Source organism: Cyclobacterium lianum, from assembly GCF_900143075.1.
Lineage (GTDB): Bacteria > Bacteroidota > Bacteroidia > Cytophagales > Cyclobacteriaceae > Cyclobacterium > Cyclobacterium lianum.
Map to the genome: position 1 here is coordinate 129,747 of NZ_FRCY01000005.1, position 26,041 is coordinate 155,787.

Consider the following 26,041-nt stretch of genomic DNA (forward strand, 5'->3'; position numbering starts at 1 on the left):
GGATTTTTTCAATTACCGGAAAGGATTAGTACCCCATTCATACCTTTTGCCCGGGTCAAAGTCAGGGTTAGTCACCGGGTTTTGGGCGTTGGTTTCCGTTTGCCATTTTTTTAAAGCTGACTTCATTTCAGCCAACTTTTCGGGATAACTGAATTTGAGGTCCGTCATTTCGTTGACATCGTAACGCAGGTTATACAGGTCAAACTCCCCGGAAACCAGGTTTTCTATGATTTTCCAAGGTCCTTTCCTCAGGGCAGACATGGGCTGCTCGTGATGATACACGGGATAATGGGTAAACACTTCCCGCTCCGGGTCAAACTTGTTTTCCGTCAGAGACGGCACCATTGAAAAACCGTCAAGTACCTGGTTTTGTGGTCTTGCCCCCTTTCCCAGGTCCAAAAAAGTAGGGTAAAAGTCTACGCTGGAGACAATTGCCTCAGAAGTACTCCCAGGGTCTACCTTCCCGGGCCAGCGAACAATCAACGGAACACGGATCCCTCCTTCATATAGCGTTCCCTTTCCTGCGCGAAGCGGCGCATTGTTTGTGGCAATATAGCGGAGGGGATGACCTTCCGGATAGACCTCCTTGCTGTCACCTCCCAGGAGTGGGACATTGTCAAACCGGTTATCCACTCCCCCGTTATCGGAATAGAAAATAAATACCGTATTATCCGCCAGACCCATTTCATCAATGGCTTCCATGACAGCACCTACACTTTGGTCCACATGAGAAATCATCGCCGCATAAACGGCATTGCTTGCATAATCCGGATCTTTTGGTTTGTTGAGGAATTTTTCAACCAGGTCTTTGTCTGCGTCCAGCTGCACATGCACATCGTAATGAGAGATGAATAGAAAAAATGGATTTTCTTTATTCTCAGCGATGAAATCAACACCCATGCTGGTGAGGGTTTCACTCAGTCGGGCTCCTTCAGCAGATGTATACTCCGGAACAAATCGGGGCTGGTAAAAGCCACCACCTGCATACATATGGGCTTTGTCGTATCCCCTGTTTTGGGGCAGGTGCTCGGGATTATTTCCTAAATGCCATTTGCCAAAATAACCGGTGGTATAGCCTGCCGATTGCATGGCATTGCCGATCGTAATGATCTTATCTGGCAGGTGCTGAACCTGGTGATGGGGAACGGTAACCTCTTCGTACGGACGCCAATGACCGGGAATAAAATCGAAAATGCCTACTCTGGCGGGATATTGACCAGCTTGTATGCTGGCCCGGGTTGGCGAACAAACCGGAGCCGTATAAGCGTTGTGAAAAAGCATCCCCTGACTGACCAATTTGTCAATATTGGGCGTCTCGTTGAATCGATTCCCATAGGCCGGCAAGTCTCTGCCACCGAGGTCATCGGCCATAATCAGCACGATATTTGGCCGTTGCTGTGACATTGATGGAAAGGACAGCAAAATAAAGCAAGTGGACAGAAAGATTATTATCGGGTTTTTCATGAGTAATAGTATATGTTTCCGGAAAATTATCGTTAAACAAAAGAAATTTTCTCCATCATCAGTTATTCTGGCTTGCCAGGTTAAAGGGATACACAAAGCCGTAAAAAGGAGGCTCGAGGCAACTGACCGTGTCGATTACCCAAGTACAAAACCCGCCAGTAATTTTTGTACTTCATAGACATCCACAGATTTATTAAACTTCTTACTTACCGCAGGCTGTGGGTCACTGGAGATCCATATTTTTAATTCTGCATCCAAATCAAACGTCCCGGCCGTCTCTATGCTAAAACGGGAAATGCTCTTGTAAGGCAAGGAAAGGTATTCGGATTTTCTTCCCGTAAGTCCTTGCTTGTCCACAAGGACCAGTCGTTTATTGGTAAAAATGAACGTATCCCTGAAAAGCTTAAACCCCGTTTCTATTTGCTCTTCTGCAGTCAGTATTCTTCCATATTCCCTTTGGAGGTTTTCTTTATTGACGGCACCTGCATTGCCTAATATTGAATTGAATATTCCCATAACCTTGGTTATCAGCGTATCTGTTTAGATTTAATTTACAAGAATAAATCTACTCATTTTTATGTGGAAAACTGTTTTCTCAAGGTATAATAACTGATTTTAACCCTTGCCCTTCTTTAGTAGTTGGAGTTACTGGGAAAACCGTGAAAATTTAAAATAGGAAAATATCGGAAATTGGGAAATTCGGGAATAATACCTTGTTATCCCATTTTGAAAAGATTCGGCAGGGGATGGAAAAAGGCAGATTAATGCTCTATTTTCGCAACTTACCAAGCTTATTCCCAAGAATAATAGCCCAAAAGAACTTTAAAATGTCTTAAGTATATTCCTACCAGGCCCTACACTAAACAAGGAGGAAAGTAAAAAGAGATCAACTAAGATTCTCCTAATTTGATTAAATTATTCGCTAATCGTCTGGTCAATTTATTAAAAAAGTCACGTACAATTTTTGGAGAAACCATAAATATCGAGGGAATGCAAATTAGAAATAATATGAAATGCTGGTGGAATTGAAATAGTTTGGGATAGTAGTCGCTGACAATTACAAAAGCTAAAATAAAAAAGATTGGTAAAAATATTTTTTTATTCCGGATAAAAAAAAGCTGGAATTTTTCTGACAATTGGTTTGTATTGTCGCAAAAAAAATAAATGATGTAAGGTAAGAATACCAGGACGTGTAGTGAAAAAGGTATATTTACTGTCAATAATACCCCTAGATGAAACATGGCTGCCATTCCAATAGCTCTCAAAAATAAGGCAGACCAAAATATTGTAAATATAAACCCCAATTCGAACAACAAAGTACTGTAGTCTAACACTTTATAAATAAATAAATTGTTCAGTTTTACAAAAAACTCGTTTAAGTACAATGGGTCTGCACCTGAATAATACCTTCTTAACATAAAACCAGCTGTAGTTGAGTAGGAAAGATCCAACCATCCTCCGATTAGTTTTGGCAAACCTGCCGTAAAATAACCCCATCCCAATAAAAAAGAAAGAAAGGTTAATGGCCATCCCCTGGGTTCGATTTTTGTTGTTCTATTCATTATCGAATCGATCGAGAGCGCCCCTCCCCAATTGGTGAATGCCATAATTATTGGAAAAATAACGGGGAAAATGTTATGATTAATTTTCCCATAACTGTAGACATAAGTAAAACCAAAAAGTAAGAGTAATCCAAAAATTACAGATGATGCCTTCGTTCGAAACCCTACTAATAAAAAGGCAAAAACGATTCTCAACATCAAATCAAACGTCCACCAAAAATCACTTGAAGTAATTGGCCCGATCAATAGAGAGAGTCCTACAGGTGGGTCAAAAAACACCAATTCAAAACCTGATATTTCAATAAATTGCGGAAGGTCAAAAATAAAAAACCCAAGACAAAATAAAATCCTGGTTAGCCCTAGCTGAAAAAAAGTAGGCTTCCAGGTATTTTCAAGCCAACGGGTAATTTTCTCATTAATTTGTAATATCATCATCAAATGAAAATGCTTTTTGTCTAACAATCTCTCTATATTGAAACCCATCCACCAGGTGATAATATTCTTTGTACTCATTGACCACAAAACCAGTGACCTCGTTAGATTCAAAAGGTCTCCTTTTATACATTAGTTTAGGTATTTCTTTCTCTGCTCCCCCAATCACATTATTTGTTGTCCATTTTTTTAAAGTATCATGGATTTTAACTCCACCGGGAATTAACGATATTATTCTTCGCTTTTGCCTTTTAGATTCTTCCAGATTTGTTCCGGCCTGATTGAAGAAAATGAAATGCATATTATTCCTGTATCTTACCAAATTTTGTGGATTAAAAAGGTCCTGTAAATTCCCTTTCCACACCTCTTCATCCTTGTTCAAATAAATAATCTCAAAATAACTGGCTGGTAAAAGGCCATCATTTATTCCACTTCTCGTAAAGGCGGGCATGTTTAAACTTGGATATGGCTCTCTCACCAACCTTGCAAATACCATCGATACTAAAAGAAAAATAACAGATCCATAGAAGACCAAAGTAATTTTATATTTCTTTATTAAGCTTTTCATATCGTTCGCCTTTTCCGAAAATTTAAAATAAATCTTTAATTGCTCTCTTTGCAGCGTAATAACCACCCATCCCATGAACCCCACCTCCTGGTGGGGTGGATGCAGAGCAAATGTAAAAGTTTTTGAAAGAGGTTCTATAGGGAGAAATCCTCAGAGCTGGCCTGGTAAATATCTGAGACCAGTCCTGAACCCCTGCATTGATATCTCCACCTATATAATTGGGGTTATAATTTTCAATATCCCTGCTGTTGAAAGTATGTTTCCCAATTATGGAATCTTTAAAGCCAGGTGCATATTTTTCAATTTGACTCAAAATACTGCCTGACATATCAACCTCAGATCCTGAAGGCACATGGCAATAGGCCCATGCCGTATGATACCCATCTGGTGAACGGGTTTTATCGAACAGGCTTTGTTGGGATAAAAGCACATAGGGATTTTGGCTATATTTGCCCTCCCAGATCAGTTTCTCTGATTTTTTTATATCTTCCAACGTCCCTCCTAAATGAACTGTTCCTGCCTGCCTAAGCATTTCGGACTTCCAGGGTATGGGCTGGGAAAGCGCAAAATCCATTTTAAAAACACCCATTCCATACCTAAACCTATTCAGTTGCCAGCAATACAATTTAGAAAACTTTTCTCCGGCAATTTTTAGTAGGTGTTTTGGACTAAGGTCAAACATCACCAATCTTGAATCAGGAATTTGGCTTAGGTTAGTTATCATATTCCCTGTTTCAATCTTGCCTCCGATAGCTTTAAAATAATTGGCTAAAGCATCTGCCAGGCTTTGAGATCCTCCCTTTATCATTGGCCAACCACCATAATGTCCAGCTGCCATCAACACCATTCCAATAGCTGATGTAGCGATATTGGTGAGCGGTTGTATACCATGAGCTGCCATCCCTGCCCAAAGTGCCCGGGTTCTGGTTTCTTTGAATTTTTGGGCGAGGTAAGTGGAAGGCTTAAGCGCATTAATCCCAAAAGAACCAAGCTTTATTGGATTATCCGGGATTTTTAACGGTGATAAAATATCGGCGGACAAAGCATCCCAATGATCTACAAGTGGTTTAAATAATTCAATATAGGATTTCGTGTCCCTGCCCAATTGATCAGCGGTTTCGAACAGGGAACGATGTAAGGAAACTACTGTCCCATCCGGTAACGGATGTCCTGCCAGCGTTTTGGGGTGTATAAATTCAAGTCCATATTGAGCAAGCGGTAAGGTCTTAAAAAATGGACCTGCTGCTGCCATGGGGTGGATTGCCGAACAAACATCATGTTTAAAACCGGGAAGCGTAAGCTCCATCGTTCGCATCCCCCCCCCAATTGTTTCTTTTCCCTCAATTAAAAGAACATTTAATCCATGCTTTTGTAAAACAATCGCCGCTGAAAGTCCGTTTGGACCTGATCCAACAACTACGGCATCATAAGTAGTATCCATTGTTGCGTGTTTGGCGTAAATTTACTGCGTTTTTTAGTTCAATGAAAAAAATATTAGATTTTATCCAATAATTACGCTTTTACTATTGAAAAATTTTTGGAATGGATATAAAATTCCTTTTGCAACTTGTTAAAACCCATGCATGGTCTAAAAAACTTTGGACAAGCAGAGCGCCAGACAACAAAAGGGATTGAATTGAACTATTATTGCATATTATCCTTGGATTTGCCGACGGCACTTTGTAAAACAGTTACCTCCCAAAAAGATTTCTTGAAATATAGGGCTGTTATCGATGCTTGTCTATAAAAAAAGCATGGAGAAAAGGTAATTTGATCCGAAAGAGGGCCTTCGCAAGATCTAAGGCCTCCTGGATTCAGGAACAACAATTGGAACACCGCCATTATTCAAACCCTCAGGAAACATTTCCGATTTCGGCCCCTTCCCGGGTATTATAGGCATTCTGGAAGGGAAATCTTCTGGAAACTTTTTAATGGGCAAATCGGAAGAAAATCCTTTAGAAAGGTCAATGATAGGCATATTGTATTGTTCCGCTATTGCATTGTCCCCCCGATGGCGATGACCTGACTTTTCGATTTTATTGGTTAGAGCCCTGGGTTTATAGGAAAAGGATTGTTGTATTTCACTAATGTCAGCATAGGCCAAAAATGGAGCCTTTCCTATTGCCGTGTAATTTGACCCAACAGGTGGCAGGTTGGATTGACCTAAATTGCCCGGAACCACTTTAAAACCCAATAAACTCTGGGCGGAAGCAAAATTGAGACAAATCCATAAAGTACCAGAAAGCAACAGTAACTTAATCATGGGTTTATTAATTTAATTTTCTCTTTCAAAATGCGAGACGTTGGGCAGACCGCACAGCCCGCATCCCTGATTTTCAGGGCTTATGAGGCCACCCTCCCATTGCCCTGTAATATCTTCTTACTATGCCGTATCCCAGGGTCTCTGAGCACCTGCCATTTCGATCCTGCCTGCGGCTGTCAGTTAGTCCTTACCCTTCCGTTTACTTACTGCTCCTGTATAGGTTCGGTATCGCTCAACATAAACCGAACATGAATGACAATTAACAAATACGTAGATTCGGCAAAAAAGTTGATCGCATATTTTCCGAAAATCAAATTCCAAACTGGTGAAAATCAAAATGGTAGCGTTTCAGGAGAATAAAAGCCTATCCAAAGGTGTTTTTTTTAAGTGTACTAGGGTATTTTATACCAGTGGCAGTACTATATTTGATAAAAGAATAGCAATCAGTGATACCCGGTTTAATTTTAAAAATTGCCGTATCTCAGAAGCCATATATGCTCTGAAATGGACACCTGGACTGGAAAAAAGTGACATTGGTATTTGGAAGTTTCCTGAAAATATCCTGCTTTTTCCTCAAAAACGTGACGAATGATGATTCCAACGAAACCAGCTCACATCTTATTGGTAGAAGACAATGAAGGAGACATTCTGCTTACCCTGGAAGCATTTGAGGAAAGTAAAATAATTACTGAAATCAGCGTGGTTAAGAACGGACAGGAAGCCCTGGATTTTCTTAACCAAAATGATTCCTATACGGGCGCCAAAAAACCAGACCTGATACTATTGGACATCAACCTTCCCATCCTTAACGGGCATGAAGTTCTGGCAAACATCAAATCCGATCCTCTCCTCAAAAAGATCCCGGTGATCATGCTCAGCACCTCCGCTAACCAAAAGGACATAGACCTCGCCTATGAGTACCACACGAACAGTTACGTGAAAAAGCCACTAAACATGACTGATTTTTTAGACGCCATTTTAAAAATCGAAGCCTTTTGGTTTCAGCTTTCTACCTTGGCAAGGGATTGATGTTTGATCTGCTTTTTGGATTTGCTAAACCTCCAGGTAACTCTTTTTTTCACCACCAGCTGTACTGATGATGAAAACACAGGGCAAATAATCTACGCTAACGATCGGTAAGGCTTTGTAAATCCTCTCAGCATCCAATCAAGAGTAATCAGCCAGTATTAAACATAGCTCCTGAATCATTTACCTCGGACCCGAATAAGGAACCTCCTTCAAAAACGCCCTTTCCTTCTCTGTGAGCGCTGTGCTGAAGAAGTGGACAGAGGTAGACCTGCTCTACCCTCAGCCGTCAACAGCTTTAAGCCCACAGCATCCCGCAAATTCCCAGTATGCCGCAGCTGTAATTAAATTGAGTTGAACGCCTATTGTAAAATTCTTTCAAATACACAAAAATATCCGAAAGCTGGCTAGGGGTAAAAATCCATTAAGGTGTCATTGAATCAAAAGATATATTGATGGCATGAATACATTTTCTAAAGCTTTTGTTTTTGTCTGCTTTTTTGCCGGGAATTCGCTATGCGCTCAAACATTGACCCAAACGATAAGAGGGAAAGTGGTAGATCGGGTAAGCAGAGCGCCCCTGCCGGGAGCTTCAGTCGTGATACTGAATACCAGCCCTCAGATGGTAGCGATCGCCGATTCCCAGGGCAATTTTAAAATCGAACAGGTACCGGTAGGCAATCTTAGTCTGAAAGTGAGTTTTGTCGGCTATGAAGCAATTGTCCTTTCAAACCTTCTCGTCAACTCCGGGAAAGAATTGGTTTTAAACATTTCAATCGAGGAAAACTTGGGACAAATGCAGGAGTTTCTGGTGGCGGCCTCTGAAAAGGACCGGACAGTAAATGATATGATTGGGGTAAGCGGAAGGACTTTTTCAGTTGAGGAAACGAGGAAGTTCGCAGCGGCAGTCAACGATCCCGGGCGAATGGCCACATCTTTCTCCGGCGTGGTGGGTACGGATGATGGCAATAACAATATTTCAATCCGTGGCAACAGCCCAAACGGGGTACTATGGCGAATGGAAGGAATTGATATTCCAAACCCAAATCACTTTGTCAATCCTGGCAGCTCCGGAGGTGGAATTTCTATCTTAAGTGCTCAACTGCTGGCCAATTCTGACTTCCTTTCCAGTGCCTTTCCTGCCGAGTACGGAAATGCGCTTTCAGGGGTATTCGACCTCAGTTTGCGCAAAGGAAACAACGAAAAGCGTGAATTCACTTTTCAGGCAGGCTTTTTAGGGACGGATATCGCTGTTGAAGGCCCAATCGGGAATAATTACAGCGGATCTTATCTGATTAATTACCGCTATTCTACCCTTTCCCTATTGTCTAAAATGGGCGTTCCCCTTGGAGACTTCGTGACCAACTTTCAGGATTTGTCCTGGAATATCCATCTCCCAGCAAGTGAAAAAACCAGTTTCTCCCTTTTCGGATTCGGTGGCTTGAGCGATCAAAACAGCCTTGCTAAGGAGGACTCCCTGGATTGGACAGGAGAAAACGACCGCTACAGTTCAACCTACTTTTCACATACCGGAGCAGTAGGCATTAAACATGCCTACATGATCAACAAATCCAATTTTCTCCAAACCACCGTATTGGCTTCAGGAAATACTGTCGGTGATAAGGTAAACCGGCTCAACGATCAGTATCATCACCAGGGCTGGACGTATGAAAAATTCAGCAACGCTAAGGTAACTTACAGCAGTGTATGGAATGCCAAACTTTCCTCCCGATCCAATCTAAGAAGCGGAATATACGCCAACCAATTGTTCTACAACCTGCATGAAAACGGCTATAACAAGGACTTGGATCAAATTGAAATAGCCATTGACTCCAAAGGAAGCACGCATAGTCTTCAGGCTTTCTCCCAGCTTAATTTCAAGGCGACAAAAAAATTGACATTGAATGTAGGAATGCATTACCTGCAACTCCTTTTGAATCCTTCGAATTCCATTGAGCCAAGACTAAGTGCAACTTATGCCATTGACGAAATGCAGCGATTAAATCTTGGGTATGGACTGCATAGCCAGGTTCAACCCCTGGGGACTTATTTTGCCGAACTGGAGAAAAACGGGCAGATCATCAAACCCAATGAAAACCTTGGATTGAGCAAATCCCATCATGTCGTGCTGGGTTATGACCGACGGCTAAATACCTATCTCCGAATTAAGATCGAGGGCTATTACCAGTACCTGTTCGATATCCCGATCAAGCCTGGCATCAATGAGACATACGCAATTATCAACCAGCAATGGTCTTTTGTGACAGATCCGTTGATCAATGAAGGATTTGGGAAAAATTATGGTGCGGAGTTTACCCTTGAGCAGTTTACCCACAAAAACCTCTATTTTTTATTGTCCGCTTCGCTTTACAATTCACTTTACAAAACCCAGGAAAATAAGTGGAGAAATACCCGGTACAATGGAAATGCAAACCTTACCCTGACTGCAGGTAAAGCATTTAATTGGAAGAAAAACCGGATTCTCGGAGTGAACATTAAAAGCATCTATGGCGGAGGATTACGGACCACTCCTATTAACCTGGAAAAATCAATAGCCCGGAAAGAAACGGTTTTTGAGGAGGGAAAAGCGTTCGAAGAGCAAAATCCAGCCTATCTCAGAACAGACCTTCGGGTAAGTCTCAAATGGAACCGCCCTAAATCAACCAGAACTCTGGCTCTGGATATTCAAAACGTCACCAACCGTAAAAACATATTCGGAACCGATTTTGAGCCCATGGAGGGAACCATCAAAACAGCCTATCAGTCACCTTTAATTCCTTTGATCAGTTACCGGGTAGAGTTTTAATTGATAAAATGAGCTCAGTCAATAGGACTACCCTTAATAACGGGGAGGCATCTTCAGCATTTGAAATAGGATAACAAATGAAAGGGTATAAAAAAGCAGGCATCGAGTTGAAGATGCCTGAAACAATATTCCTGGATTTATTACCCGTCGGATAACATTAGATTCTCCATATCTGGAGGCCCCCATCGATAATTTCTTATCCAACGCTTGCAGGATTGTAGGATTTGAATTAACTTTGAAATAAAAAGTACTTTTAAATGAGAAATAATTTGGATCACATACGCGATATAGCCGAGATCCGCTCCATGATGGAACGTTCCTCCAAATTCATGTCGCTTTCCGGTTGGGCAGGGATATTTGCAGGAACTTATGCGCTGATCGGAGCCTTAATTGCGACTAAGGTCTATCATTTTCATCCGGTAACGATAAGCGATGCTACAATAAATTCCAGCAGTGCGGAGCTGGTACAATTGATTATCCTGGCTCTTGTCGTACTGCTTATGGCATCCGGAACTGCCATATTTTTTTCTTACCAGAGAGCGAAACAAAGAGGCGAGAAGGCATGGAATGCTACGGCCAGACGCCTGCTAAGCAATATGGCTGTTCCTCTGTTCACTGGAGTAGTAATACTTATATTTCTGCTGACCAATGGTCTTCTTGGCTTACTCGCACCTTTTACCCTGATATTTTATGGTTTGGCTTTGTATAATGCCGGTACCTTTACCTTCAAAGAAGTGAAGATTTTGGGCCTTGTTCAGTTAAGCCTGGGACTGATCAGCATCTGGCTTATCAGCTATGCAATCATCCTTTGGGCTGTAGGATTTGGCCTGGCGCACATCATTTACGGGATTTATATGCACAACAAGTACGAAAGGTGAAAATATCAATAGATGGTTTACATAAAGCATTTGAAAGCCGTATACGGCTCGGTATCATGTCCTCTCTGGCTGTAAATGATCAGGTTGATTTCAATTCCCTCAAGGAATTTCTTGAGCTTACCGACGGTAACCTGGCAAGCCACCTGAAAGCGCTAGAAAAGGAAAAGTTTATTGGTATAAAAAAATCCTTTGTTGGCCGAAAACCCAACACCCAATATTTCATAACAGAAACAGGTAAAAATGCCTTTGAAAAACACCTGGAATCTCTGGAAGAACTGATACAGAACCTGTCCGATAAATAATAAACAAAAAACAATAACAGAAAACAGAAATGCACGCTATCTGAAAAGCAGATCAATGCGCAACCACTTTGAAAAACAAAGTTCTTTTAGAATGTAAAAACCGCCTGTTGGAATCGAAATTCTATTTATCAGCAAATGAGATGTTTTAAATGGCTCAATCCCAAAAAATCCCGTAGTATGAAGAAAACTATAATGACCCATCTGAATGATCCCGGTAAGCTAGAGCAGTTATACCGGTCGAATAAGTCAGCATTTAAACAGGCTTTTGCCGCTCTGTATCCGGAAATACAGGACAGACCACTGGCTGAATTCTGGCATGAGCGACTGAACCATTCCAGCATAGATACCAGAACAAAAAAAGAATGGTGGTTCCTGATTATCCTTGCTATAGCGGCAGGTCTGATTGCAAAATTCCCTGCGCTATTTCAAATAGAAGAAGATTACTTCTATGCCAGAAACATAGGGTTTGTTGTCTTTCCTGTATTAACAGTCTACTTTGCCCGGATGCATCAGCTAGCCATAAAGCGTATGATCCCCATCGTTTTGGCAAGCCTGTCCGGAGCTCTTTTTATCAATTTCTTTCCGGATTATCCGGAAAGCGATACCTTGCGACTATCGAGCCTCCACTTGTTGCTTTTTCTCTGGGTTCTCCTGGGATGGACATTTATTGGAGGGAAAACACATCTCCCCGAAAAATGGCCGGAATACCTAAAGTACAATGGAGAAACCGCCATCATGACAGCCCTGATCCTGGTCGCCGGAGGTATTTTTTCAGCCCTCACAATAGGTCTTTTTGCGACAATAGGTACTGATATTGAGGCGGTATATTTTGATTACGTTGGAATTTTCGGCTTATGTGCAGCACCCATTGCCGCCACGCACCTCACCCGATATAATCCCCAGCTTGTCGGAAGGATATCTCCGCTAATTGCCAGGATTTTCTCCCCTCTGGTTGCTGCCATGCTGGCGATATTCCTCATCGCAATGGTCTATTCCGGCAAAAACCCCTACAACGACAGAGAATTTTTGTTGGTTTTTAACGCGCTTTTGATTGGCGTGATGGCCGTTATCTTCTTTACAGTATCAGGCATTGAGTACAGCCCCTTTCAAAAACGGGAAATACGCGTACTCTTATTGCTGTCGTTTCTTACCCTGATCGTAAATGGAGTGGCGCTTTCTGCCATTCTGTTTAGGATTTCAGAATGGGGCATCAGTCCAAACCGGACTGCCGTACTCGGCGCCAACGTATTGGTGCTGGCTCATCTCCTGCTGGTAACCACCCAGCTTTGGCGGAGCAGGTCAGAGACGTTGAACATCGCTTCCATTGGGAAAGCGATCGGATGGTTCATGCCGGTCTATTTCATCTGGAGCATTCTCGTAACCTTTGTTTTTCCCTTTGTATTTGGATTTGATAGATGACCTTGATGTATCGATCAAGCCCCGAGGGCGCTACGCTCTCCAGATAAATTTCTGTTTGCTGACTGATTCGCCAGCCAGGTCAGGGCAAGTTGCTTTTCGGAGGGTACAAAGTAACGCACCTGCTGAAAACCCAACTTGGCAATCAATTCCATTCTTGGGTTTTTCCAATCCACATTACCTATGAGTGCGATTTTACTGATACTGTTGAAATGGCTGGTATCAAATTTCATTTCCTCCCAAAAGCAAAGAAAAGCAGTGAGATCAAATTCTTCCATTTCCATATATAAAAGTGCTTCTCCATTGGAGGAAACCTTGTTGTTTAGCAGAGGAAGCAGCTTGCCGTAATCCTCATGCGTGATATTTTCCATTACCTTGATAGCGACGATTTTACCTTCGGTAGGACCTAAAATAAGTAACATGATTCGGTTTTTTTAATGATTGGTTTAATCCGCTGAAACCAGCCCGACTGCGTTTGAACGCAATTATAATGATGGACCTTTTCAGTAGATATTGAAGCGTAAACAGGTCTAAAAATTCAGGAAATAAAGCTTCTCCAGGAGTGGTGGAGAATAAACAATAATACCTGATCGCGATTGAAATAATTGTATTCCAACTGTACTAATAATAACCAATTCGATTGATGTATGGCGCTAGCCGGTAAGAGGTACGAATCGCTGATAAAAGGATCCTCCCATTTTTTTTCGAATGAATTTTCCCTTTTTTCTTCCTCTCTGGAAAAAGGGTCATTATTTCCAGGAACAGACAAGGGGATGTGCCGATTTACAATTTCGCTCACTCTGGCGATTACCTTGTCCCCTTCGACCGAACAAAATCTTTCGGTCCCAAAATATGCGCAGGAAATGATTACCAGTCCCAGCAGGGCTGGGGAAAAAAAGCTACGGACATTTTTGAGATATCGCTTGTTACTGTTCACCAAATCCTATACCTAATCAAAGTTTTTATACACATTTTTTCGCCGGGAACTTTTTTCAATTTCGGGCCGGCAAACCGGGAGTTTCAATTTAAATAATAATCAGAATAAAACCGAAGGATAGCCATAATTGAATCAAAAGAGGCCTGATCCTTCCCAACTAGCAGAAACCCTGTCTTTCATTCGGTTGCACCTGGCAAAATCAAGCGCAGGGTTGCATTCAGTTATGCACGATACTTGAAGGTACTGAGCTGCCAATCCATGTGGATAGGAAACAATCCACTTACGCAACAGCAGGAGAAAACATCCAATTCTCCCATTCAGAAAAAAAGACAAGAGGTACCAGCACCGGTACCTCTTGCATTTAAAATATGGCTGTCTTCATTTCCCAGAAAATTCTGCATTATCAGCTTCCGGCCTGGATCACCCCGCATGCCACTCTGGCACCAGCAGCGCCGGAGGGCTGAGAAGTAAAATCATCCGCTTCAGCATGGATAATGACAGCCTTATTCAGGATATCGCTGCTGGATCCATCGCCAATAGTCCAACCTTCTACTTCCATCTCTACAGAACCAGCACCATCTGCTCCCACGACCATGTTGTCTATATCGCCACTGTGGTATTCGTCCTCTCCACGTTTGCCATGGGGATCATCAGTGGGGTTCCAATGTCCACCCGCCGATGTGGCATCTGCAGCGCTGCAGTCGCCATTTTCGTGAAGATGAAGGGCATGTTCTCCCTCAGAGAGATTTTCCACCTCGATGACAAGTTTCACTTTGCCGTTGTCCATTTCCGTAAAGGTAGCGGTGCCGCTGACATTGCTTCCGCTCGCACCGGAAATCACAGCAACTGCAGACCTGGGATCATTTTCCTCAACGACTGCTTCATTATTGCTGATCATTTCTTCTTCCTCGCCCATCTCAGCACTGGAATTGGTATTGCCAGAGCCGCAGGCAAATGCAAATGAGGCGAGTCCTATTAATAATGCGAAATTCAGTTTTTGTAACATAATTAAAATCTTTTAATTTTTGTTGTGGAAGTTTACCGAAAAAAATGTGCCAAATAGGTAAAAAAGAAAATAAGTTTTAGAAAAAGATGTGTACAGTTGAGTTGCGTTTTTAAGATTGTTCTGTTAAAAACATTCAGGTACCTGGTAGCTGTCACTATCTTTATACCCCCGGGGGAGATTGGACTGATCAGTACTTTTTAATTTGACCTGAGTTTTATATTTTTAACAAATTGAGCATCAGTTGTTTTGGTAAATTTGACCGCAGACCAACTGTTCAATGCGAAATCAACAACTGAATGCGGGTACTGAGAAGTTTTCCGGAGGCCGGACCGGAAATCTCTACCAGCCGGTAAGCCAACTTGTTTGCCGCACATCGAAGCATATGGAACCTCAGCTCATGCCAACCATTTCGTGGAAGTATGGCAGGGTAAGTAGAGGGGATATTCTTCTATGCGGATATTCGGGGAGCGATTGTCGTCTGTCAGGTGATAACTGAGGACTGAAGGACACAGTCGGAGAGTTCCTTGTACCAGAACATGTGACAAATTTTACATTCATCCTTTTTCTTCCATGCATCTGCTGCATTTTTTTCTGGTGTTGATGGCTCAATTTGGCAGGCCCACATTTTCGGATTTGCATACCGTTCCGACTCAGGATTCCGTCCGTATACAGGAAGATTTTAACCATTCCTGCACTTCTAATCTCCCAGAAGGTTGGATCGTTTTTAGTGTGTCCGGCAGGCAAAACTGGGATTGTAGCACTTTTGGACACCGAGGGATTGCTACCGATAACGGGTATTCGAATGCGCTGCAAATAAATGGCTTTGCCGGAGCCGTTCAGGAGAATGAAAACTGGCTCATCAGCCCGGAATATGACCTGGGAAATTTTCGTTTCCCATTGTTGTCTTTTTACAGCAGGGTAGCCTTCGACGGACCAAGACCCAAACTTCTTGTTTCTACAGATTATGAAGGCGATGCGCCTGATGCTGCCTCCTGGACAGTACTGGCTGACCGCTTTGCGCGATCGGACAAATGGACTTATTCCGGGCCGGTAAATCTGTCTAAATACAAATCTCAACCCATCCGACTTGCCCTGGTGTACTATTCCTCTCCCGAATCAGGGGCAGCCAGATGGACCCTGGATGACTGGATCATCATCGATTCGCCAAACCCTCCCAAACCAATTCTCAGTACCAATCTTGAAAATACCGCGTACTTTCATTTTGGCACCGTTCCGGCAGGCCAGGCCGGCACCGAACTCAAAACTTTTGATTTTGTCCTGGATGATTCGCCGGGCGAGTTGACCATTGCGGCAGAAGAGGGTTTTGGGATCTCCAGGACGCAATCCGGATTTACCCAGCGCATATCTTACACGGCCAGGGAAGCCGGTCAGCACAACAGGCTGTGGATACGGTTTGAGCCGAAAAACGAAGGTGCTTTCCATGGTCCGCTTTCCTTTTCCTTTGGGGACAGGAGTCAGGAGATCGCCTTTCTCTCAGGCTCAACTCTGGAGCAGGATAAAACCCTGGATATCGTAAGTTGGAATATCGCCTGGTTTGGTTCAAATCTACCCCGGCAGGGACCTGAAGATCCAGAGCAGCAACTGGAAAATGTGCGCAATTTAATAATGAGCATAAACGCCGATATATTTGCCCTGCAGGAGATTACTGACCTGCACCTTTTCGAAAGCCTTGTAGCCTCCCTGGAAGGCTACGAAGCAGAAATCTCACCTGCCGTTTCCTATGGATCAAAATCCTATGACTCGGCCCAGAAGCTGGCGTTCCTTTACAATACTGAGACCATTAGCCGCATTTCCAGTAGCGTACTGTTGACAGGTGTCACCGAAAGCGATCTCAACAACTACCCCAGTGAACCGGATCGTTTCTGGGCCAGTGGCAGGCTACCTTTTATGATGAGAGTCGAAAGCAAGGTCAAAGACGTCACCGAAAAGTTTTCACTCGTCAATATTCACGCCCGCTCCAATAGTGGAGGAGAGAGTGCCACTGATCCCAGGTATGCCATGCGAAAATACGACGTCTCGGTTTTAAAAGATTCACTGGATCACTATTACGGAGCTGAACCTTTACTTGTTCTGGGAGATTTTAACGATGACCTGGACCAAACGGTCTCAGATATCTCCGCCAACACTGTAGCCGACTCTGCAACTTCCTATGCCCGGTTTATGGAGGACCAAAACAACTATTTCTCTCCCACACTGAGGCTCAGCCAGGCAGGATTGAGGTCCTACATTTCGTCAGAACAGCTCATCGACCACATGATCCTCAGCAATGAAATGGCCGAAGCATATATTCCCCAATCTGCAAGAATAATCGTCCCGGAAAATGGAGTCGCCAATTTCCTAAACAACACCTCAGACCACCTGCCTGTAAAGATCCGAATCGATACCAGAAACCTCCTCCGCGATGAGCTGATACTGGATGTGCAGGAGAGCGGCCCTAAAGAAATCGTGATCTATCCCAATCCTGCCAACCAAATCGTATTCATCCAACTCCAAAACCAGCATTTTCAAGTGAGCCTGATCAGTCCAAATGGAAAAATAGTAGAAACAAAAAGCGGTGACGAGGGTTTGGTGCATTTTGACGTTTCGCAGCTTCCCCGGGGCGTTTACCTCATTTGTGTTAAATACCAGGCCAATACCGGAGTTTTTCAAAAATTAATTGTAAAATGACTTTCTCAGGATCAGCCTATACGAAAAAAAAACCGGCCACCCACAATGCATGAATGGCCGGTCTGAACCAACAAAAAATCAGGAAAAGGCTTTCTCTACCCGATACGATTTCCACAGTAAAAATATAAATCCCATCTGGGGAACTATCAGTAGCAGGATTTGAGGCACCACCGCCCCGGATCCCAGGCTCAGATCAACATTCAAAGCATGTGAAATGGCCAGTATCGCCAGCACAGCAACCAATGCAAAAACATTTGCAAAAATTAATTTCGATTGATTTTTCATAACAAGCAAAAGTTAAAAGTTGTAAAATGTCCCGGGATTCATCGCCCCTGAGACTCCAATCCGGGAGGCAATTTCAGACTAAAAATTCAAATTTACAAGTGATTAAAATACTTGAATATCAGAGTTTTATCACATTATTGATTACAAAAAATAATAAATGTAAATCGTTTTCAGGAAATTGCATTTGGATACGGAAATCGCCTTCAAAAAAAATAGAAAAAATTTTAACTCCGGACATGCTTCCCACAATCTTCCGGACAGGGGTTTATTCATTTCAAGCTTTCGCCATATTCCGTTTCCAATAATTTCTTCAGAATCAGAATTAATTTGGTATTAAATTTTGTATATTCCCTCATTAATTAATTAAATCATCTTAAAATTCAAATATGTAAAATTTTTGACTACTGATTAATGAAGTTGGTCATTAAAATAATGTTTTTGACATGTCTCGTTCTTGGTACTGTGATACAGAATTATGCGCAAACCCTGCAGCCTGACCTTAGGGATTGTGAAGGGTCTTGTACCTCTAACAATTACACCATACAATCAGTCTATCTAAGCGATGAGACAGGTAATCCCATTACCAGTTCCCTACTGACCTGTACGCCGGGAACTGAGCAGACCACCTATATTTCCTTTGTTTACATGACCAGTTCAACCAGTGGCGTAAGCAATGGTCGCCTCATTGCTGATTTGTCGGTAGGAGATAGTACCATGCTTCTGAATTATTATATAGGAAATATTCCATCTGCAAAAACCACCGCTGACACCCTGACGCTATCTTCTTTTCCGTTAAATTGGGTATGTGGAGATGAAGTAATATTAAGCAATTCATTGCTAGCTTGGACTACGAGTAGCTCAGGAGATTTTTCCGCCACATATACTTGTAACGACTATCCGAAAGGCCAATGCCAGTTAACTTCAGATATTGTCGTCGATGCTCCCATGGCCGTGCAATTTGAATACAGTTTCGATTGCCCTGCTGATGGTACAAGCACCGTATATTTTACCAGCACTACTACTGGTGGAAGGGAACCTTACAGCTATGACTGGAACTTTACCAATGCCGATCTCAGCAGTGCTTCTAAAGCCGACCCCACAGTCGGATATTATGGTCCCGGTACTGCTGAGCTTACGGTTACTGATGCCAATGGTACGGAAAACACCTACACGTTATCGATTGACGTGCCGGTAGAAATCGATTTGACCGGTACGGTAACAGACCATACGGATGATGAGAATCCCGATGGAGCGATTAGCCTGGAAATTCACAGTACAGGAGATTACTCCTATGCCTGGACCGGTCCGGATGGTTTTGTCAGTGATCAGCAGAATATCAGCGGCCTTATTGCCGGAGATTACTTCCTTACTGTGACTGATAGTTATGGTTGTTCCAGCGAATATGTATTCGAGGTACTGTATTTTGGGGCCTTACCCATTACCTGGGGAAAAGTGGAGGTATCTATCGATCATGAAATGCCCGCGGCCGTCCTTGAGTGGCATACCCTTACCGAAACAGCCTCCAGCCATTTTGAAATCCAAAAATCTGCCGGTTCCATCAATGATTTTAAAGCGATTGGCCGGGTAAAAAGTGCAGAAAACAGTACCAGTATCAGGAGATACCTTTTCCGGGACAATACACCCCACCCAAACGACAGGAGGATATATTATCGGATCAGACAATTCAATCTGGATGGAAGCAGCGAATTCAGCGAGACAGTATCTGCTGTTTTTCCGCAAACCGGCCTGGGATCGGGAAACTGGAAAATATACCCCAACCCCCATCGCAACCAGGATCTTTTTTTACAGTATGTCGGCCCGGCCGATATAAAATCCCCCATGCTGGAAATCAGGCTCATTACTCCTGTGCTGACCTTAGTCCGGAAATTAAACTGGGAAAAGAATGTATTCGTATTGACTGAGGACATAAAAAATCTTCCCAGAGGCCTGATCATCCTGGAAATAAAGTACGGGAAGAAAACTGACCGCCTGAAGCTGATCAACAGGTAGATCAATGTGCGATACTAATTCACTGGTACCTTGGTGGACTTTCCTCCACTTGCCAGCGGGAGGGAACGCTGTACCTATCTACTGCGCATGGCCATTTTTTCCAACCGGCGGTTTCTTTCCCGATTATTGCTGTTATTTTTGTGGATTGAAAGGGGTAGCATGACATACCAGATTAAAGAGCTAGCAAACGGAATACGTATAGTACACCAGGAGGTGACCAGTACCAGAATGGTTCATTGTGGTTTTGTGTTGGACATTGGAAGCAGGGATGAATCCAATGCACAACAAGGATTGGCTCATTTCTGGGAACATATGGCATTTAAAGGCACAAAAAAGCGAAAAGCCTTTCACATCATTAACCGACTGGATTCGGTAGGTGGAGAATTGAACGCCTACACCACCAAGGAAAAGATCTGCTTTTATGCAACAGTGCTCCACCAGCATTGGGATAAAGCAGCAGAGCTGCTTTGTGACATCACCTTCCACAGCACCTTCCCTGCCAGACAAATTGAAAAGGAACGACAGGTCATCCTGGAAGAAATGGCCATGTACCGGGATTCGCCAGAAGATTCACTTCAGGATGAATTTGATGCTTTGTTATTCCCGGATCATTCCCTGGGGTACAATATTCTGGGCACCGAAGAGAGTGTAGGCAATTTCAGTCAGGGGGATTTCCTGGAATTTGTAGACAAACATCTGGACACCTCCAGGATTGTATGTTCGGTGGTCGGGAATATCAGCTTTAAAAAAGCGCTGAGACGTTTGGTGCCGCTTTTGGAAAATATCCCTGCAAAACAAGGCCAACCACGTAGTAACCCCACCAACGGTTACCAGCCCAAAACCAACATCAGCTACAAAGAAATCTCCCAGGTGCACTGCGCCATGGGCAAGCCTGCGCTGTCTTTGACGGATGAGCGGCGCTTTAAATTGTTTCTGCTTAATAATATATTGGGAGGCCCGAGCATGAATTCGAGATTGAACATGGCCCTGAGGGAAAAACACGGCCTCGCATACAGCATTGAGTCCATTTATCAGGCTTTTACCGATACGGGATTTGTCGGAATATACTACGGTACAGAAGAAAAAACAGCCGCAAAAGCCAGGAGGATTGTTTTGAGAGAAATCCGGAAAATCAGGGAGAAAAAACTGGGGACCATGCAGCTCCACATGGGGAAGGAGCAAACTATCGGGCAAATGGCCATGGCAGAAGAAAACTATTCAGGGCTAATGCTGGTATATGGAAAAAGCTTGCTGGACAAAGGCCTGATTGAGCCATTGGAAGACATATTTTCCAAAATCCGCAATTGTACCGCAGAAGACCTGCTGCAATTGGCCAATGAGGTGTACAATGATGAATATTTCAGCTTTCTCACCTATTTACCCAAGAGATGATGATCAGTGAAGAATTATTGGCTTACAGCATGCAGCACAGTACTGCCGAAGATGAGCTACTTGCAGACATCAGCCGCCAAACACACCTGAAAGTACTTAAACCACGGATGTTGTCAGGACCACTGCAAGGAAAGTTGCTCGAAATGCTGGTACGCATCAGTGGTGCAAAGCGGGTGCTGGAAATAGGCACCTATACCGGCTACGCCACCATCTGCATGGCCAGAGGACTTGGTGATAAAGGACGAATTGTAAGCCTGGATATCAATGAAGAGCTGGAAACGATGGTCAGGAATTTCTTTTCCCGGTCCGGTTTGGCGGAGAAAATAGATTACCGGATCGGAAATGCGCTCGACCTGCTACCGCAAATAAAGGAACCCTTCGACTTTGTTTTTATCGACGCTGACAAAAGAAATTATGTCAATTATTACGATTCGGTCGTTGGGGAGATGAAACCGGGAGGCCTTATTCTGGCGGACAATATTCTCTGGTCCGGAAAGGTATTGGCAGAAAACCGGAAAAAACTGGACAAGGACACGGCAGCAATATTGGCCTTTAACGAACGGGTCCGGCAAGACCCCAGGGTGGAGAATGTTGTGCTACCCATCCGCGATGGTATTATGTTGGTGAGAAAGCTATAGGCAAAATGAATAAAATCGTTGCAGGTTGGTTATTAATCTTGGTTTTCGGTCTTTCAGAGGCTTGGGCACAGGTGCCACAGGTACCGCAAACCATTTACTTTGCAGACATGACCTTAAGGCTCAATGCGGCAGCCAGAAAGGAAATCCAAGAGTATGTCGACGCCCAGTACAGCAGCCAATCCCATTTTCAGGTCAAACTGGACAGGGTAAACCTATACATGCCTGTAGTGGAGCGGGTGCTGAGGGAGGAGGGTGTTCCGGAGGATTTTAAATTTCTGGTCATTCAGGAAAGCAGCCTGATCGCAGATGCTGTTTCCACTTCCAACGCGGTGGGCTTCTGGCAATTTAAAAAAACCAGTGCCGAAGAAGTCAACCTGCGGGTAGATCGTGAAATCGACGAGAGGAAAAGTATCGTGGCCGCCACGAGGGGAGCTGCAGCCTACCTCAAAAAGCACTACAGTTACCTAAACAATTGGGCTATCACCCTGGTGTCCTACCAGATGGGGCTTGGCGGAGCCAGGAATTATTATGGCGGCAAATATAGTGGTCAGCGTACCATGGACATTGATCGCTCAACTTACTGGTATCTGAAAAAATTCCTTGCCCACAAGATCGCCTATGAGAGACAGCTAAACCAAATGGTAAGTGATGGAGGCTACCTGCACGAATATCCGGTAATAGGTCCTACAAACCTTAAAAAGGTAGCAAGCAACCTGGGAGTAAGCGAAAAACACCTGATAGAATATAACAAGTGGGCCGTCAGGGGTACGATACCCGGTGACCGGACCTATGTGGTCACCTATATTCTGAACGGAATCGTTCCTGAAAGACCCGTTCTGGCAGACAATTCCCCTGTAGCCAAAGATGAAGGTCTCTCTCCGGTGAAGAAAAATGCCCAGGGCTACCCACAAGTGACTGGGAATACCAATAAAGCCAGGCTACCCGGCCAGATCCGTATAAATGGCATAAAAGGAATCCTTGCATCCGGCGACAGCCACAGTGAGCTGGCAGCGCAAGCAGAAATTAGCGTCAGAAAATTAAGAAGAACCAATGACCTGAAAGCGGATGATCCCATCCAGACTGGTAAATATTATTACACGAAAAGAAAAAAAGCTAGGGCAGAAGTAGCAGAGCACATTGTCCAACCCGGGGAAACCCTTTGGGGTATCTCTCAACTTTACGGGATCCGCCTGCACTCCCTGATGGCAAAAAACCGGATCTACAAAGACAAGCAACTTTTGCCTGGCATGGTACTCCGTCTGAGAAAATACTATAAAAGAAATGAGCCTGTTTCCAGGGTAAAATTACTTCCCCCCGCACCCAAACAAGCGACAGTCAAAACCAGAAAACCGGAATCCCCTGGCAATACCAGGGCTCCCGTCCGGAATACAGTCCTTCCAGAAAACGAAGCTCCTGAAGCGGATTCGGGTCCGATTTTTCACCAGGTCCAACCCGGAGATACCCTCTATGCAATATCCAGAAAATACATGGTCTCCGTTCAGGAATTGAAAGACTGGAACAATATCGGACCGGACAATATCCTTTCGGTCGGACAAAAACTGGAAATCAGGAAACAAATAGAGTAAACACCGTATATTTGCGCCATATTTAAATGAATCATGCCCGGTAGGATTATTTTCTTTTTTGTATTGCTATTGATCAGCAGATCCGGTTTCTCACAGGATATTTCCAAAGCCGACACGGTAATCATCGGAGGAGACACCCTGATCATGCGGGGTGACTCTTTAATCTTTACCACGGAAGCACCCCCGGTTTACTGGGACCGGGGCGGTAACTTTAATTTCAGCCTGCAGCAGGTAAGTTTAAGCAACTGGGCAGCGGGAGGAGCAAGTTCCTTTGCCTTAAACACCGGTGTACAGCTTTTTGCCAACTACAAAAAAGACAACATCATTTGGGACACCAAACTGGCCGTGAATTACGGCATAAACAGGCAAACCGGCAGGGCCTATCCCACCCGGAAGTCAAATGATAATTTCAACTTTTCCAGTAAATATGGCCGGCAGTTGGGAGAAAAAGTCTATCTGTCCACGCAAATTGATGCCAGGACCCAACTATTAGAAGGCTACAGGTATTTCCGACCCTCAGGCGCAGAGCGAGATAGCCGCAACCGAATTTCGGACTTCTTAAGTCCTGGGTATATTCAATCCTCTACCGGTCTGAATTACCAGACTACCCTAAAAAATGACGGCAAATTTTCTACCATCATTTCACCATTTACAGGGAGATTTACCATCGTACTAGATGACTCGCTTAGCCGTGCGGGGGCTTTTGGCGTTATACCCGGAGAGAAAGTAAGACCGGAAGCAGGAGTATCCATGGGTACCACGGTGGATATCCAGTTGATGGAAAATATCCGCTGGAAAGCCGATCTCAACCTTTTTTCAAATTATGAAAAGCTCGGGAACATGGTGGTCAATTTTAATTCTGCCATTAATTTAAAGGTCAACAGGTACATCACTACGAGGATTGAAACCATCCTGATCTACGATGAGAACGTGTTCATCGAACAGGATGACGGCAGTTCTACCCGTGCCATTCAGCTACAGAACCTGATAAATTTTGGCATAGGACTGGATTTTTAAAAATCGGTTTCCAAACCAAAACGGGCAGCCAGATCCTTTAATGCTGGTGATTTTTTCATTAAGAAAACGAATTTTTCACTGGAAGTGTACAGGTTTCTGGATGTGTCTGCCACTGCTTCCCTCACTTCAAAGCCCACTTCCAGATCCGGATGATGCAACTTTCTTCGCAAAATACCTGTCAATTCAGGTTTCAATTTGGCAAAAAGATCCTCCTGAAGGCCCTTACTTAAAAAAAACACTACATGATGGCCGCGAACTTCAAAAGGTTGTTTTAAAAGTGCCATTTCCATGTTTTTGTGGCCCTCACCAAATTCCACCCGCACCTCTTCCAGCATATTATTAACAGCCTGCTCTGTGAGGGCTTCAGCAGGCTGGACCGCTTGTTGCTTCCTGTCTGGTACGCTGTCTTTTTGATCTTCCTCCGCTCTGGCCTTTGGCTTTTCCTTTATTTGATCACGGACGGCTGCCAGGCTCGATGGAATAGCGATTGTTTTTTTGACCGGAACGGTCTCCTGTACCCTGCCGGGAGCGGGTTGGGGATTGGGTAAATCCTCTGCTGCAGGTTTTTCTTCACCCGTTATGCTTTTTTTTTTGAATCTGCCAAAGCTGCCAGATTGATGGCATGAGGCAATTTGGCGAGCTTCATCAAAACCAATTCCACATGCAGCCGCTGGTTTTTGCTGCTTTTATATGCCATGTCGGCCTGGTTGCAGATGTTGAGTGCAGAGAGTAAAAACGAAACCGGTGCTTTGGCAGCCTGGGTAGTGTACCGGCTCTTTACCGCTTCAGAAACCTGGAGGAGCTCTACCGTATCGGCATCCTTGCATACCATCAATTCCCGGAAATGCTCACTCAGTCCCACCAAAAAATCGTGGCCGTCGAATCCCTTCTTCAGGATTTCATCAAAGATCAGCAAGGCCTGCGAAATGCTCTCATCCAACAGGGCTTCGGTGGTTTTAAAATAATAGTCATAATCCAATACATGCAGATTGCCTATCGTTTCCTGGTAGGTAACCTTATTGCCCGCCGAAAAGGTGACAATCAGGTCAAAAATAGACAGCGCATCCCGGAGCGCTCCATCTGCCTTGCTCGCTATCAGCCTTAGCGCCTCATCTTCATAGTTGATCCCCTCCTCTTTTGCGATATAGGCCAGATGCTGGCTGATATCCTGAACCTGTATCCGGTTAAAATCAAAAATCTGGCACCTGGACAGGATAGTGGGTAGGATTTTGTGTTTCTCTGTAGTGGCGAGGATAAAGACAGCATGTTTTGGTGGCTCCTCCAGGGTTTTCAGAAAGGCATTGAAGGCTGCGGTACTGAGCATATGCACCTCATCGATGATATAGACTTTGTACTTCCCTTTCTGAGGAACATACCTGACCTGCTCGACCAGGTTGCGTATCTCATCTACAGTGTTATTTGAAGCCGCATCCAGTTCATGTACATTAAAGGAACTACTGGAATTAAACGCTTCGCAGGAACTGCAGGCATTGCAGGCTTCTCCACTTTCCAGCCTGGACTCACAGTTTATCGTTTTGGCAAGTATCCTGGCACAGGTGGTTTTCCCCACGCCCCTGGGCCCGCAAAACAAAAATGCCTGGGCAAGGTGATTGTTTACAATGGCGTTTTTCAGGGTGGTGGTAATGTGGTTCTGTCCCACCACACTTTTGAAATCGGAAGGCCTGTATTTTCTGGCAGAAACAACAAAATTTTCCATCACCGCAATTTATGAAATTAATTGAACTTAAATTTGTTCCCCTACCCT

25 protein-coding genes are annotated in these 26,041 nt (G+C 43.8%); 13 read left to right on the forward strand and 12 right to left on the reverse strand.

Features of this window, described 5'->3' with window-relative positions; all coding sequences use genetic code 11:
* Positions 1-12: 12 nt before the first annotated feature.
* From BUB19_RS09765 to BUB19_RS09790, 6 genes are all read right to left on the reverse strand, one after another.
* Complete coding sequence (locus tag BUB19_RS09765) at positions 13-1,464, reverse strand: sulfatase (RefSeq protein ID WP_073094361.1); 1,452 nt, start codon at positions 1,462-1,464, stop codon at positions 13-15.
* A 135-nt stretch (positions 1,465-1,599) separates the two neighbouring features.
* Positions 1,600-1,980 carry a PH domain-containing protein gene (locus tag BUB19_RS09770; protein WP_073094362.1) on the reverse strand — a complete coding sequence of 127 codons (381 nt, stop codon included), beginning with the start codon at positions 1,978-1,980 and terminating at the stop codon, positions 1,600-1,602.
* Positions 1,981-2,354: 374 nt separating this feature from the next.
* Complete coding sequence (locus BUB19_RS09775; RefSeq protein WP_245802821.1) at positions 2,355-3,461, reverse strand: HTTM domain-containing protein; 1,107 nt, start codon at positions 3,459-3,461, stop codon at positions 2,355-2,357.
* Entirely contained in the window at positions 3,442-4,026 is a 585-nt protein-coding gene (locus BUB19_RS09780; protein ID WP_073094635.1) for a hypothetical protein, read from the reverse strand. The genes BUB19_RS09775 and BUB19_RS09780 overlap by 20 nt, the downstream gene beginning before the upstream one ends.
* A 22-nt stretch (positions 4,027-4,048) precedes the next feature.
* The gene (locus tag BUB19_RS09785; protein WP_073094363.1) at positions 4,049-5,467 is read right to left on the reverse strand and encodes a phytoene desaturase family protein; all 1,419 of its coding nucleotides are present in this window, start codon (positions 5,465-5,467) and stop codon (positions 4,049-4,051) included.
* Between the two features lie 357 nt (positions 5,468-5,824).
* A complete protein-coding gene (locus BUB19_RS09790) occupies positions 5,825-6,289 on the reverse strand; it encodes a hypothetical protein (RefSeq protein ID WP_073094364.1) in 465 nt (154 codons plus the stop codon).
* Between the two features lie 325 nt (positions 6,290-6,614).
* Here BUB19_RS09790 and BUB19_RS09795 point away from each other — a divergent pair, with 325 nt between their 5' ends.
* The 6 genes from BUB19_RS09795 (at position 6,615) to BUB19_RS09820 (ending at position 12,720) form a co-directional block, all read left to right on the forward strand.
* A complete protein-coding gene (locus tag BUB19_RS09795; protein ID WP_143155995.1) occupies positions 6,615-6,881 on the forward strand; it encodes a hypothetical protein in 267 nt (88 codons plus the stop codon).
* Positions 6,878-7,318: a response regulator gene (locus BUB19_RS09800; protein WP_317041583.1), complete on the forward strand. Its 441-nt coding sequence runs from the start codon at positions 6,878-6,880 to the stop codon at positions 7,316-7,318. The genes BUB19_RS09795 and BUB19_RS09800 overlap by 4 nt, the downstream gene beginning before the upstream one ends.
* A 457-nt stretch (positions 7,319-7,775) precedes the next feature.
* Positions 7,776-10,121, forward strand: a complete 2,346-nt coding sequence (locus BUB19_RS09805) for a TonB-dependent receptor (RefSeq protein WP_073094366.1) — start codon at positions 7,776-7,778, stop codon at positions 10,119-10,121.
* A gap of 257 nt (positions 10,122-10,378) precedes the next feature.
* Positions 10,379-10,999 carry a hypothetical protein gene (locus BUB19_RS09810; protein WP_073094367.1) on the forward strand — a complete coding sequence of 207 codons (621 nt, stop codon included), beginning with the start codon at positions 10,379-10,381 and terminating at the stop codon, positions 10,997-10,999.
* On the forward strand, positions 10,996-11,301 hold the full coding sequence (locus BUB19_RS09815) for a winged helix-turn-helix domain-containing protein (protein WP_073094368.1): 306 nt from the start codon (positions 10,996-10,998) through the stop codon (positions 11,299-11,301). Before BUB19_RS09810 ends, BUB19_RS09815 begins: the two co-directional genes overlap by 4 nt.
* A 177-nt stretch (positions 11,302-11,478) precedes the next feature.
* Positions 11,479-12,720, forward strand: a complete 1,242-nt coding sequence (locus tag BUB19_RS09820) for a hypothetical protein (protein WP_073094369.1) — start codon at positions 11,479-11,481, stop codon at positions 12,718-12,720.
* A 14-nt stretch (positions 12,721-12,734) separates the two neighbouring features.
* On the opposite strand, the gene BUB19_RS09825 is transcribed toward BUB19_RS09820, so the two are convergent.
* The 3 genes from BUB19_RS09825 to BUB19_RS09835 all read right to left on the reverse strand — a co-directional run bounded on the left by BUB19_RS09825 (position 12,735) and on the right by BUB19_RS09835 (position 14,660).
* Positions 12,735-13,139, reverse strand: a complete 405-nt coding sequence (locus BUB19_RS09825; RefSeq protein WP_073094370.1) for a SpoIIAA family protein — start codon at positions 13,137-13,139, stop codon at positions 12,735-12,737.
* A 116-nt stretch (positions 13,140-13,255) separates the two neighbouring features.
* A complete protein-coding gene (locus tag BUB19_RS09830) occupies positions 13,256-13,654 on the reverse strand; it encodes a hypothetical protein (RefSeq protein ID WP_143155996.1) in 399 nt (132 codons plus the stop codon).
* A 403-nt stretch (positions 13,655-14,057) separates the two neighbouring features.
* A complete protein-coding gene (locus BUB19_RS09835; protein ID WP_073094372.1) occupies positions 14,058-14,660 on the reverse strand; it encodes a superoxide dismutase family protein in 603 nt (200 codons plus the stop codon).
* Between the two features lie 277 nt (positions 14,661-14,937).
* On the opposite strand from BUB19_RS09835, the gene BUB19_RS23955 reads away from it, so the two are divergent.
* On the forward strand, positions 14,938-15,156 hold the full coding sequence (locus BUB19_RS23955) for a hypothetical protein (protein WP_143155997.1): 219 nt from the start codon (positions 14,938-14,940) through the stop codon (positions 15,154-15,156).
* A 74-nt stretch (positions 15,157-15,230) separates the two neighbouring features.
* The gene (locus tag BUB19_RS09840) at positions 15,231-17,348 is read left to right on the forward strand and encodes a T9SS-dependent choice-of-anchor J family protein (RefSeq protein ID WP_073094373.1); all 2,118 of its coding nucleotides are present in this window, start codon (positions 15,231-15,233) and stop codon (positions 17,346-17,348) included.
* Positions 17,349-17,426: 78 nt separating this feature from the next.
* On the opposite strand, the gene BUB19_RS09845 is transcribed toward BUB19_RS09840, so the two are convergent.
* A complete protein-coding gene (locus BUB19_RS09845) occupies positions 17,427-17,633 on the reverse strand; it encodes a hypothetical protein (protein ID WP_073094374.1) in 207 nt (68 codons plus the stop codon).
* Between the two features lie 432 nt (positions 17,634-18,065).
* Between BUB19_RS09845 and BUB19_RS09850 the strand changes: the two genes are divergently transcribed.
* From BUB19_RS09850 to BUB19_RS09870, 5 genes are all read left to right on the forward strand, one after another.
* Positions 18,066-19,643 carry a hypothetical protein gene (locus BUB19_RS09850; protein WP_073094375.1) on the forward strand — a complete coding sequence of 526 codons (1,578 nt, stop codon included), beginning with the start codon at positions 18,066-18,068 and terminating at the stop codon, positions 19,641-19,643.
* A gap of 159 nt (positions 19,644-19,802) precedes the next feature.
* On the forward strand, positions 19,803-21,035 hold the full coding sequence (locus tag BUB19_RS09855; protein WP_073094638.1) for a M16 family metallopeptidase: 1,233 nt from the start codon (positions 19,803-19,805) through the stop codon (positions 21,033-21,035).
* A complete protein-coding gene (locus tag BUB19_RS09860) occupies positions 21,035-21,673 on the forward strand; it encodes an O-methyltransferase (protein WP_073094639.1) in 639 nt (212 codons plus the stop codon). Before BUB19_RS09855 ends, BUB19_RS09860 begins: the two co-directional genes overlap by 1 nt.
* Positions 21,674-21,678: 5 nt before the next feature.
* A complete protein-coding gene (locus tag BUB19_RS09865; protein WP_073094376.1) occupies positions 21,679-23,259 on the forward strand; it encodes a LysM peptidoglycan-binding domain-containing protein in 1,581 nt (526 codons plus the stop codon).
* Positions 23,260-23,292: 33 nt separating this feature from the next.
* The gene (locus tag BUB19_RS09870) at positions 23,293-24,276 is read left to right on the forward strand and encodes a DUF3078 domain-containing protein (protein ID WP_073094377.1); all 984 of its coding nucleotides are present in this window, start codon (positions 23,293-23,295) and stop codon (positions 24,274-24,276) included.
* Here BUB19_RS09870 and BUB19_RS09875 read toward each other — a convergent pair.
* Both BUB19_RS09875 and BUB19_RS09880 read right to left on the reverse strand, forming a co-directional pair.
* Positions 24,273-24,611: a hypothetical protein gene (locus tag BUB19_RS09875; RefSeq protein WP_084097160.1), complete on the reverse strand. Its 339-nt coding sequence runs from the start codon at positions 24,609-24,611 to the stop codon at positions 24,273-24,275. The genes BUB19_RS09870 and BUB19_RS09875 overlap by 4 nt on opposite strands.
* Before the next feature lie 242 nt (positions 24,612-24,853).
* Positions 24,854-25,993, reverse strand: a complete 1,140-nt coding sequence (locus BUB19_RS09880) for a DNA polymerase III subunit gamma/tau (RefSeq protein WP_073094379.1) — start codon at positions 25,991-25,993, stop codon at positions 24,854-24,856.
* Positions 25,994-26,041: the final 48 nt, after the last annotated feature.

What these genes read in the sequence shown, in the direction of transcription:
- BUB19_RS09765 (WP_073094361.1), bottom strand. Translation starts at nt 1,464, where the DNA reads ATGAAAAACCCGATAATAATCTTTCTGTCCACTTGCTTTATTTTGCTG.
- BUB19_RS09770 (WP_073094362.1), bottom strand. Translation starts at nt 1,980, where the DNA reads ATGGGAATATTCAATTCAATATTAGGCAATGCAGGTGCCGTCAATAAA.
- BUB19_RS09775 (WP_245802821.1), bottom strand. Translation starts at nt 3,461, where the DNA reads ATGATGATATTACAAATTAATGAGAAAATTACCCGTTGGCTTGAAAAT.
- BUB19_RS09780 (WP_073094635.1), bottom strand. Translation starts at nt 4,026, where the DNA reads ATGAAAAGCTTAATAAAGAAATATAAAATTACTTTGGTCTTCTATGGA.
- BUB19_RS09785 (WP_073094363.1), bottom strand. Translation starts at nt 5,467, where the DNA reads ATGGATACTACTTATGATGCCGTAGTTGTTGGATCAGGTCCAAACGGA.
- BUB19_RS09790 (WP_073094364.1), bottom strand. Translation starts at nt 6,289, where the DNA reads ATGATTAAGTTACTGTTGCTTTCTGGTACTTTATGGATTTGTCTCAAT.
- BUB19_RS09800 (WP_317041583.1), top strand. Translation starts at nt 6,878, where the DNA reads ATGATGATTCCAACGAAACCAGCTCACATCTTATTGGTAGAAGACAAT.
- BUB19_RS09805 (WP_073094366.1), top strand. Translation starts at nt 7,776, where the DNA reads ATGAATACATTTTCTAAAGCTTTTGTTTTTGTCTGCTTTTTTGCCGGG.
- BUB19_RS09810 (WP_073094367.1), top strand. Translation starts at nt 10,379, where the DNA reads ATGAGAAATAATTTGGATCACATACGCGATATAGCCGAGATCCGCTCC.
- BUB19_RS09820 (WP_073094369.1), top strand. Translation starts at nt 11,479, where the DNA reads ATGAAGAAAACTATAATGACCCATCTGAATGATCCCGGTAAGCTAGAG.
- BUB19_RS09825 (WP_073094370.1), bottom strand. Translation starts at nt 13,139, where the DNA reads ATGTTACTTATTTTAGGTCCTACCGAAGGTAAAATCGTCGCTATCAAG.
- BUB19_RS09835 (WP_073094372.1), bottom strand. Translation starts at nt 14,660, where the DNA reads ATGTTACAAAAACTGAATTTCGCATTATTAATAGGACTCGCCTCATTT.
- BUB19_RS23955 (WP_143155997.1), top strand. Translation starts at nt 14,938, where the DNA reads ATGCGAAATCAACAACTGAATGCGGGTACTGAGAAGTTTTCCGGAGGC.
- BUB19_RS09840 (WP_073094373.1), top strand. Translation starts at nt 15,231, where the DNA reads ATGCATCTGCTGCATTTTTTTCTGGTGTTGATGGCTCAATTTGGCAGG.
- BUB19_RS09845 (WP_073094374.1), bottom strand. Translation starts at nt 17,633, where the DNA reads ATGAAAAATCAATCGAAATTAATTTTTGCAAATGTTTTTGCATTGGTT.
- BUB19_RS09850 (WP_073094375.1), top strand. Translation starts at nt 18,066, where the DNA reads ATGTTTTTGACATGTCTCGTTCTTGGTACTGTGATACAGAATTATGCG.
- BUB19_RS09855 (WP_073094638.1), top strand. Translation starts at nt 19,803, where the DNA reads ATGACATACCAGATTAAAGAGCTAGCAAACGGAATACGTATAGTACAC.
- BUB19_RS09860 (WP_073094639.1), top strand. Translation starts at nt 21,035, where the DNA reads ATGATCAGTGAAGAATTATTGGCTTACAGCATGCAGCACAGTACTGCC.
- BUB19_RS09865 (WP_073094376.1), top strand. Translation starts at nt 21,679, where the DNA reads ATGAATAAAATCGTTGCAGGTTGGTTATTAATCTTGGTTTTCGGTCTT.
- BUB19_RS09870 (WP_073094377.1), top strand. Translation starts at nt 23,293, where the DNA reads ATGCCCGGTAGGATTATTTTCTTTTTTGTATTGCTATTGATCAGCAGA.
- BUB19_RS09875 (WP_084097160.1), bottom strand. Translation starts at nt 24,611, where the DNA reads ATGCTGGAAGAGGTGCGGGTGGAATTTGGTGAGGGCCACAAAAACATG.
- BUB19_RS09880 (WP_073094379.1), bottom strand. Translation starts at nt 25,993, where the DNA reads ATGGAAAATTTTGTTGTTTCTGCCAGAAAATACAGGCCTTCCGATTTC.